This is a genomic window from Paenibacillus sp. P4_A7 (assembly GCF_056402455.1).
Map to the genome: position 1 here is coordinate 1 of NZ_JBFUHJ010000209.1, position 9,155 is coordinate 9,155.

Below are 9,155 nucleotides of genomic sequence, written 5' to 3' on the forward strand. Positions count from 1 at the left end.
CTGATAGCCTGGAAAGGAAAGCGGATCGACGGATTCCATATTATCGTCGTATTCAATCAAACTGCCGTCATCGAGTGTCAAACCGATTCGTTCCCATGCATTCAATCGGTAGTGATGACCGCATGACGAGCAGACCTTTAAATTCTTTTCTAGTTCTTTGCTGTACTGAATGGTGCCACATTTGGAGCACTTATTCATTAAGCCTTCTGGAATATCGCGTTTGCGTTCCGAAGGTATGGTTGCATATTTCTTCTTTGTAAATAAATCTTTTATCTGCACGTGTGACACCTCTCAAGGCGCAATAGTATAGAGCTATCCATCATGACCGCATAATGGAGTTGAATACTTCCTGAACTTCCTCCAGCTCGCCTGACGGAACTAGTATCTCGTATTGCTGTTTAGACAGATTAACAGAACGGACCTTCACCAGAAAACCTTCCTCCGTGAGCCGCTTCTTGATGTTATCTGCGATTTTTGCTGTTGGTGCGATATAAATGACCGTCCACATTATGGTACCTCCTGAAAACTTTGCAGCAGCAAAGCTCACTTCCTAAGCATAGCACTTTCCCGGTAACAGGCCATATGATGAAATAATGATACCATAGTCATGGCGATTCCGGCAAATCATAACGGTTAGCTTTTGGGTCTTGATGCGCAATTCTTGCAGATGCTGCGGCGGCTAAACCCGCAACCAAGTCATCCAAAAAAACGTGAATTCGTTCGCCCTTCATGTTGAGTTGACGAATAATACCGGGTTTTACTTTATCTAAATATCCGAAGCTCGTCAATCCAATCATTCCATAAACATTTGTAATTCCGAGTGCGAGCGTCTCGTCTACTCCATAAAGTGATTCGTCATTTTCCATAATCGCTTGCAGCGGTTCAGGCAACAAACGACGCTCCGCGAGTTCATCCAGAGCAATGCCAGTATACATCACATATTGCACTTCTCTTTTCTCAAGCACCATTCTTACGCTTTCCTCGCATTCCTCCATTGTTAAGTCATTATTGTATGGATGCTGCAGCGTAAAAACGATTTCCGTCACATCAGCAACTGACACACCACGTTTAAGCAGCAATTTCTCGATACCAGTCATATTGAAAATCCCCTCCCGCAACTGCTTGTACGTTCACCTCAGAAACAGGGCGATTCGGCAGTGAGTGGTCTCAMATTTGTATGCCGTTTTCGCTTGTATCTCTATACATATGCGCGTACAAACTATTACGTGCCTGTCAATTTCAAACATTTCTCGTCAAGTGTAAACGACTCTCGCCGTCTTCTACGGAAAACGTTCGTTTCGCGGTAGGGACATTCTACTTGATAATAATCGCACCTTCACCGAACAACTGCTCGACGGCGCTAACTAGCATTGGGGAAGGCTTTACCCGATAATTATGGCTAAGTGCAATGGACTTTTGTCCTTGCTCATAAAATAGAACCGTATTGAGTTGCCCGGAATGAGTTGATAATAATTGTTTAAGCTTATCCAACATATCCGGCTGTTCATGCACAGCAGCGATCTTAATATAAACGCGCTGCAGCTTTCGTTCTGTAGGCTGCTGACGTTCTGGAGCAGCTTGATCAGTTACTAGCTGAGTAGTATCAGATGCTGACTGCGAACCTTGCGCTTTCCCAGTTGTTCGGCTGTTAAAGCCCCCAGTGGAGCTCGAACGCAATGCGCGAGCCTTCGCCTGCCGCTGCAAACGCCCCACCTGCTCCGATAGGTCTAAGCTTGTCGTGTTAAGAGGAACTACATCCTCGACTATCAGCTTATAGTCATCGTCCTGCTGCTGAACAGTGGCTTGAACGATAAGTAAGCCGCCCTTCTCGAGCATGCTCCCGCATCGCTTCCAAACAGTTGGAAATACGACGGCCTCCACTCTCATAATGCGGTCCTCCAGCTCGAGAAAACCCATCGCATTCCCTTTCTTATTCGTGAAAGGCTTCAGCGATACAACCATTACTCCAACAATTGCAATGGATCCATCCGGCACGTCACTTAGCTGAACCAATCGATCTAATCCAAGTAATTCAAGCTGCTGCTCCGCATCATCAAGGGGATGGCCCGATAAATATAATCCGAGCAGCTCACGCTCAAACTCAAGCTTCTGACCGACTGTGAACGGCCGTACATCCGGCATCTCTACTTCCCAGTTTTGGACTTCCTCCAAACCAAACATCTCGATTTGCAGCTCTTCGCTTTCTTTACGCCATTTAAGCGCGGCTTCCACTGTCTCCTCAAGCGCCGCCAAAAGCTGAGCTCGATGACTTGGAAGCGAATCACAAGCTCCTGCTTGAATAAGTGATTCCAGCACTCGCTTATTTACAATCCTTAAATCAACTCGTCTGCACAGATCAAGCAAACTATCAAAAGGACGTTCACCGCGTTCCTTCTTGAGCGCTTCAATCGCTTGAGTACCCACATTTTTGATAGCAGCCAATCCAAAACGAACTGCTTTTCCTACGGGGGTAAATGATACGTTGCTTTCATTTACATCAGGCGGTAGTACCTCAATCCCCATCCTACGGCATTCATCCACATATTCCGCTGTCTTCCGCTGGTTCCCATTCACAGATGCGAGCATAGAGGCCATAAATGGAACCGGATAGTGTGCCTTCAGCCACGCTGTCTGAAAAGCAAGCACGCCGTATGCCGCTGCATGGGCACGAGGAAAGCCATAATCCGCAAAGCGTACAATCATATCGTAGACATGATTAGCTTCAGCATCCGAATAACCTTCACCCAAGCTGCCCTTCACAAAATGTCCCCGTTCCTCATCCAGTACCTCTCGCTTTTTCTTAGACACAGCTCGGCGAAGCAGATCTGCTTCTCCAAGCGAAAAGCCAGCCATCAACGAAGCGATTTGCATAATTTGTTCTTGATACACGATAATACCGTATGTGTCAGATAGCACCGGCTCAAGCGATGGATGCGGGTATTCGACTGTGATTAGACCATGCTTGCCTTGAATGTATTTAGGTATAAACTCCATCGGTCCCGGACGATACAAAGCTAATACCGAGACAATATCCTCAAATCCGGTAGGTTTCATTTCACGTAAAACGCGCCGTACCCCCGCCGACTCGAGTTGAAAAATTCCAGTTGTATCACCTCGGCCAAGCATCGCATACGTATCAGGATCAGCATCACTTATCATACGGAAATCAATTTCTTTACCATAAAGTTCCTTCACCCAGTRCAGCGTACGTTCTAAAATCGATAGTGTGCGCAGGCCGAGAAAGTCCATTTTGAGAAGACCGATTGCTTCTAAATGCTCCATCGAATATTGGGTTAGAGGGATCTTCTCGCTTCCCATCTGCAAAGGAGCGTAATGTGTGAGCGGCTCTTGTGAGATGACCACACCTGCTGCATGCGTTGAAGCGTGGCGCGGCATGCCTTCAACTTTTATGGCCATTTGCAGCATCGCATTGGTTTTGGGCTGGCGTTCGCAGGCTTCACGCAATTCGGTACTGATGCGAAGCGCTTCCTCAAGTGTAATTCCAAGCTGATTCGGTATGAGCTTTGCCGCTCGATCAACCTCCTGAAAAGGAACATTCATCGCGCGTCCGACGTCTCGTACAGCAGCCTTGGCTGCCATCGTTCCGAATGTGATGATTTGTGCCACATGATCGTCGCCGTATTTGGCTGCCACATAGGCAATAACCTCATCCCGCCGTTCATCATTGAAGTCGATATCAATATCGGGCATCGATATTCGCTCCGGATTAAGAAATCGTTCGAACAACAGCTTATATTTGAGCGGATCAACATCGGTTATTTTCAAAGTATAAGCAACCAAACTGCCCGCAGACGAGCCCCTTCCGGGACCCGTGCGAATTCCTCTTTCATGTGCAAATCGTACGAAATCCCAGACTATCAGAAAGTAATCACTAAAACCCATTTTATCGATTACTGAAAGCTCATATTCCAGACGCTTCTCCGCCTCCATGCGGTAATCTGCATCGTTTATCCACTCCGTTAATCCACCATAGCGAGCCATCAAACCGTCGCGGCAGAGCGTTGCTAAATAAGTTGAAGAGCTCATACCTGCCGGAACAGGACTGAATACGGGAAGCGGTGCGCGGCCAAGCGTTAGTTCAAAGCTGCATTTATCAGCGATTTCCTCTGTATTTGCCAGTGCTTCTGGAACATGTCTGAATAGTAATTCCATCTCTTCTGCTGATTTCATATAGAGCTGATTCGTTGGCATTCGCATTCGATCAGTATCATCAACCGTTTTACCCGTTCCGATGCAAAGCAACACATCTTGTACAGCAGCGTCTTCCTGTCTTAAATAATGTACATCGTTCGTCGCCGCGAGCTTAATATCCGTCTCACCCGCCAGCTTGATCATCGCAATCGCGACCTTCTTCTGGTCGATCATTCCGTGGTCCTGAAGCTCCAAGTAAAAATCGTCCCCGAATATTTCCTTATAGCGTAAAGCTGCTAGCTTTGCTTCTTCTTGCCGATCATGAAGCAAATGCTGTGATATCTCGCTGCCTAAACAGGCGCTTAAACAAATAAGCCCTTCCGAATATTCGCGAAGAACTTCCATATCTACTCTTGGCTTATAGTGGAAACCTTCTAAATGTGCAATTGTGCTTAGCTTCATCAGGTTACGATAGCCTACTTCGTTTTTAGCTAATACGATCAAATGATAGGTAGGGTTCTCTTTACGTGTTCCTTTATCAAAGCGTGAGCCCGTCGTTAAATACAGCTCACAGCCAATAATAGGCTTTATACCATTTGCTTGGCATGCACGGTAAAAAGGAACCGCTCCATACATAACGCCATGGTCGGTTAGGGCTAGCGCTTTCATGCCCAGCTCCGAGGCTCTCGCTGCTAGATCGCGGATTCTTGCGGCGCCATCGAGCAGGCTATATTCGCTGTGAACGTGCAAATGCACGAAAGATTGTTTGTTGTCAGCTCTCATCGCAACCGTTCCTTTCCGCTTCGTCCGAATTAGTTACATCTATTTTATCATAATAGAGGTGGACACGCCCATAGAATGGTAGCAGAGAGTTTTACTTCGCAAAACCAAGGCATGTGCTTACGATGCGAGTTTTGCTCCGCAAAACTTAAGTCAATGCTTACGAAGTAGTTTTGCTTCGCAAAACTTAAGTCAATGCTTACGATGTAGTTTTGCTCCGCAAAACTTAAGTCAATGCTTACGAAGTAGTTTTGCTTCGCAAAACTTTAAGGAGGAGAAAATAATGAGCTATTTTTTGTCCAAAGCAGGACTTGATTTCTTCATTGCTTTCGGTGTTGTGATGGGGGGCTCAATGCTCGCGGGTATTGGATCTGTCTTCATGCTGCTGCCGCCTGGCACCACGATGCTGGATACAGCTGCTAGATTAAAAATATGGGCTATCGTTGCCGCTATCGGCGGGTCGATTGATCCCGTCAGAGTCATAGAGAGCAATATAATGGCCGGTCAGCTGTCCCCTGCCGTACAGCAGATTTGTTATATTTTGATTGCTTTTCTTGGTGCTCATTTGGGAACAGAGCTTGTCCGTTTAATATGTAAAGGGGTCGTATAGGCGATGCGGGTTCCGCCGTTTGATCGTTATATAAGAGGGTTGCAGATGATTGGGGTTCTAATGCTAGGCATCGTAATCGGGGCCATACTATATAATTCCATTTATGTTGTTCAGTTTGAAAAGCTCGTTTCTCTGAAGAGTGAGCTTGAGGTAAAGCTGGACCAGTATGAGCAGGATCTTAAACAACTAAAAAAGTTCAAAAATCAACATACCGTTATCAAAAGTATTCTTCCTCGTATTGAAGAAGAAGCTGGTCAAAATCCAAACAAACCTGATCTCGATAATGCAACAGAAGCCGAGCTTATTAAACGAATCAAAGAGGATCTATCCAGCTTCTATGGCCAAAGCGTCTACGAGATTGATTCCAACGCACTATTCGTCCGCAAGATATTGGAACGCAAAGTTTATACAAATGTGTATAACAAAGATTATATGATTGAATTGAAAACCATACTTATTGCTGATAACGTGCTTCACGTGTGGGTTAAGGTCAAAATCTATGCGAAGCCCCCCTTATAAAGCGCTCAACAGCGTTTCGTGATACAATATAAGCTGTCTATTCACAAGTACGATGCTGCTATCACGCACAATAAAGGAGCTGCTTTACATTGACAATGGATCAACTGATGCAATGGCTGTTGGCGCCAGGTATATTCTTTACCTTGGTACTTTCGGCGATATTCAGTTTCAAGTCACGGCGTTCAGCCGATGCAAGAATCCGCGGAATTTTCGCAGCTAGAATGAACGTGAGTATGGGTATTATGCTGCTGCTCATCGCAGCCGTTCAACTGTTTATGTCGGGTGAATCAACACTCCGTATCGTAATCGGAGCTGTATTCATGCTGCTCGGCGTATTCAATTTATTTGCTGGTCTACGCAATCTCAGCGCTTACCGCGTAATGAAGGGCTAATTCAGTTCTCAGTAAGGATCAATCATCTGTGCCGTCAACATTGCTTTGGCGGCCAAGCCTTTCATATCCTTCACTTCGATTTCAAGCTTCGTAAATTTCCGGCTCATCTCGAGTGCCCGAGGTATAATCGTAATTTCACTGTCAATTTGTACCGGCCTTACAAAATAAGTGGTCATGCTCTCAAGCAAATAATCCCGCTTCGCTGTCTCTCGAATCATTCTGCGTGCCGCTTGTGTCATTAAGGTAGCGAGCAGCCCTTCCGATACCATTCCCAGCGCTCCGGACATTTGCGGCGTAGTCGTTCCTTTATAAGCGATACCAAGCTCATCTTGTCCTTGCAGCGTTGCATCAGCAATAAAACCTGTCCACATTAAATCCTCAAACGTTTCTCCTGATTCAGGCTGTTTGCCGGCAAATCGCATGGCATCAAGCACTTCTTGTCTCGTAACTACACCAAGCAGCTTGCGATGTCTATCGACTATCGGCAGCAGATCGATCCCTTCGGCGGCCATCGTATGTGCAGCTGAGGTGACGGTAATATTCGGCGCCGCAGTAATGGGCTGCTTCGTCATAAGCCGATCAACAGAGCCTTCATCCGGTGAGCCTACTGCATCTTTAGCCGTCATCATTCCTATAACCTTGCTTCGCTCGTCCACTACTGGAAATCGTGAATAGCCGGTTTCCTTAGAGAGCTTATGAAAGTCGAATATGGTATTCCCTACGTGTAACACATCCGCTGGTCGACYGAATGTCACAATATCCTCAATCAACATAATCTTCCTTTTAATTARCCGGTCATACATCGCACGGTTAATCATTGACGCGACAGTAAATGTATCATGGCGAGAAGATAAAATGGGAAGTGCCCGCTCATTAGCTAGTTCAATTACTTCTGGACTCGGCTCGAAACCGCCTGTGATAAGCACACCCGCCCCTTCTTCCAAGGCACAGCGATGCGCGCCGATTCGATTACCCACAATAAGCAAACTTCCTTGGTCAATATAGCGCAGCATCGCATCCAGCTCCATTGCGCCTATAACAAACTTATGCAGCGTTTTGTCTAAGCCTTCCGCACCGCCAAATAATCGTCCTTCAACAATTTCGGCAACCTCGCCAAAAGTAAGCTGATCCAGTGCCTCCCGCCGTTTACGATCGATTCGAACGGTTCCGATACGCTCCTTCGTACTAACGAGCCCCGAGCTTTCAGCTTCCTTAATGGCTTTGTAAGCAGTACCCTCACTAACACTAAGATCCTTTGCCATTGCCCGCACCGATATTTTTGTTCCAATCTTCAAGCTTTGAATATACAGCATGATTCGCTCATGTTTTGTACTCGTTTCGATTCCCGTTCCAATTAAATCCATAACTATTCCTCCGTCCATAACAATCAACTCACTCCATTATAGGAGAAAGCGAGAAACAAGTCATGTTCATGCGAGGACTTCAAGCAAAATCATTTGTGCCACTGTAAAATTACTTTCTCAGCTTTTATCTTTGCGTCGATGACTTGATCATCCTTACCCTTCAACTTCCATTTTTTGAACAGCTGTTGAATCGTTTGTACATTGATTGCAACTTCTGCTCCCTCCATAATAAATGCATGCCAATCGTATGCAATAGGCACTGGGTAGCGTAAGGATTGAATCAGAAGATTTTCAATTTCAATGGTTTGCGGGGGAATTTCATCATACACATTTGAGAATAGAAAAGAACTTTGTTCACTGAAGGGTCTTGAGATGTTATCTGATTTAAGCTCTATTACAAACTCTACGATTTGTGTATGCGGATTAACACGACAGCTGAAGGAACCACGGGCCGTAACTGTTTTATCGACACGATGAGATAATTGATAATTCAATTGAACAAAGAAGGRGACATTGCAATAATATTCACGAACTTTCCGAAAAAACTCAAATTCATCAACCATCAGTTACCACCTCGCAGCATTCTGACTTAAAAAGTTGAAATCGCCCATTTCAACACCCTGATTCTTCCAATCTTTAAAATGGTAAAACATTCCTTTCAAGGTAATGACAATACTAGAATCATACTTTTTTACACAATTATAGTAAATAGGCCACCCATTAGTCAATGACTATAGTCATTAAAAATAATATACTCTATAGAATGTTGTTGGTGGGCTAGTAAAGTTCTATCGTTAGACTGAGGTGACTTAATGAGTGGGATTTCAGAACTTATAGGAGAAAACATAAGGCAGTTGCGCAAAGAAAGAGGTCTCAGTCAAGAGCAACTAGCTCTACGAGCTGAAATTAACGCATCTTATATGGGACAAGTCGAACGCGGAGAGAAAAACCCAACAATCGATGTACTTAGTAAAATCGCACAAGCGCTTCAAAAGCCCATTGAACAAATCGTAAATGTGGCTGTTGAAGGACCAGTAGCAAAAGAAGACAATAGCTATGCTGATAAAATTGCGCATCAGTTAATCGGGCTTAGTGTGAAGGAACAAGAAGCCGTGTACAGGTTTGTAAAACAGCTCGTACAATTTAAAGATATAGATTAATAGTAATCGTCTGTCTCCTCCCTCTTGGCATAAGCATACGTTTCACGGGGCTGTAAAAGCTCATTTCAAGTGAAAACTTATCATTTATTATCTATTCAAGCGTAAACGGCTGTCGCCGTCCTCTTCGGCAAAAGCATTCGTTTCGCGGAGATATATAAGCACATTTATAAGTGAATAC

At 45.0% G+C, this 9,155-nt stretch carries 9 protein-coding genes and 1 pseudogene; 4 read left to right on the forward strand and 6 right to left on the reverse strand.

The features are described 5' to 3' along the window. The 4 genes and pseudogenes from AC1DWN_RS20845 to AC1DWN_RS20860 form a co-directional block, all read right to left on the reverse strand. Positions 1–279 (reverse strand): annotated as a pseudogene (locus AC1DWN_RS20845) (acetyl-CoA carboxylase carboxyl transferase subunit beta); the annotation flags it as partial. Between the two features lie 40 nt (positions 280–319). Next, on the reverse strand, positions 320–508 hold the full coding sequence (locus AC1DWN_RS20850) for a glutamate decarboxylase (RefSeq protein ID WP_477560828.1): 189 nt from the start codon (positions 506–508) through the stop codon (positions 320–322). A 97-nt stretch (positions 509–605) separates the two neighbouring features. Then, positions 606–1,097, reverse strand: coding sequence for a phosphatidylglycerophosphatase A family protein (locus AC1DWN_RS20855; protein ID WP_477560829.1), 492 nt, complete (start codon positions 1,095–1,097; stop codon positions 606–608). Positions 1,098–1,314: 217 nt separating this feature from the next. After that, positions 1,315–4,935, reverse strand: coding sequence for a DNA polymerase III subunit alpha (locus AC1DWN_RS20860; RefSeq protein ID WP_477560830.1), 3,621 nt, complete (start codon positions 4,933–4,935; stop codon positions 1,315–1,317). A 280-nt stretch (positions 4,936–5,215) separates the two neighbouring features. Here AC1DWN_RS20860 and AC1DWN_RS20865 point away from each other — a divergent pair, with 280 nt between their 5' ends. The 3 genes from AC1DWN_RS20865 to AC1DWN_RS20875 all read left to right on the forward strand — a co-directional run bounded on the left by AC1DWN_RS20865 (position 5,216) and on the right by AC1DWN_RS20875 (position 6,453). Continuing rightward, positions 5,216–5,542: a YtrH family sporulation protein gene (locus AC1DWN_RS20865; RefSeq protein WP_475811870.1), complete on the forward strand. Its 327-nt coding sequence runs from the start codon at positions 5,216–5,218 to the stop codon at positions 5,540–5,542. A 45-nt stretch (positions 5,543–5,587) separates the two neighbouring features. Beyond that, complete coding sequence (locus AC1DWN_RS20870; RefSeq protein WP_477560831.1) at positions 5,588–6,061, forward strand: sporulation membrane protein YtrI; 474 nt, start codon at positions 5,588–5,590, stop codon at positions 6,059–6,061. 95 nt (positions 6,062–6,156) lie between these two features. Further along, positions 6,157–6,453 carry a YtpI family protein gene (locus AC1DWN_RS20875; RefSeq protein WP_477560835.1) on the forward strand — a complete coding sequence of 99 codons (297 nt, stop codon included), beginning with the start codon at positions 6,157–6,159 and terminating at the stop codon, positions 6,451–6,453. An 8-nt stretch (positions 6,454–6,461) separates the two neighbouring features. Here the strand turns inward: AC1DWN_RS20875 and AC1DWN_RS20880 are convergent, their stop codons facing one another. Both AC1DWN_RS20880 and AC1DWN_RS20885 read right to left on the reverse strand, forming a co-directional pair. Next, positions 6,462–7,817: a DRTGG domain-containing protein gene (locus AC1DWN_RS20880; RefSeq protein WP_477560832.1), complete on the reverse strand. Its 1,356-nt coding sequence runs from the start codon at positions 7,815–7,817 to the stop codon at positions 6,462–6,464. 89 nt (positions 7,818–7,906) lie between these two features. Next, on the reverse strand, positions 7,907–8,380 hold the full coding sequence (locus tag AC1DWN_RS20885; protein ID WP_477560833.1) for a hypothetical protein: 474 nt from the start codon (positions 8,378–8,380) through the stop codon (positions 7,907–7,909). Between the two features lie 249 nt (positions 8,381–8,629). Here AC1DWN_RS20885 and AC1DWN_RS20890 point away from each other — a divergent pair, with 249 nt between their 5' ends. Further along, entirely contained in the window at positions 8,630–8,977 is a 348-nt protein-coding gene (locus tag AC1DWN_RS20890) for a helix-turn-helix domain-containing protein (protein ID WP_477560834.1), read from the forward strand. The last annotated feature ends 178 nt before the right edge of the window (positions 8,978–9,155 follow it).

Coding starts and splice junctions, on each gene's coding strand:
- AC1DWN_RS20850 (WP_477560828.1), bottom strand. CDS start 508: ATGTGGACGGTCATTTATATCGCACCAACAGCAAAAATCGCAGATAAC.
- AC1DWN_RS20855 (WP_477560829.1), bottom strand. CDS start 1,097: ATGACTGGTATCGAGAAATTGCTGCTTAAACGTGGTGTGTCAGTTGCT.
- AC1DWN_RS20865 (WP_475811870.1), top strand. CDS start 5,216: ATGAGCTATTTTTTGTCCAAAGCAGGACTTGATTTCTTCATTGCTTTC.
- AC1DWN_RS20870 (WP_477560831.1), top strand. CDS start 5,588: ATGATTGGGGTTCTAATGCTAGGCATCGTAATCGGGGCCATACTATAT.
- AC1DWN_RS20875 (WP_477560835.1), top strand. CDS start 6,157: ATGGATCAACTGATGCAATGGCTGTTGGCGCCAGGTATATTCTTTACC.
- AC1DWN_RS20890 (WP_477560834.1), top strand. CDS start 8,630: ATGAGTGGGATTTCAGAACTTATAGGAGAAAACATAAGGCAGTTGCGC.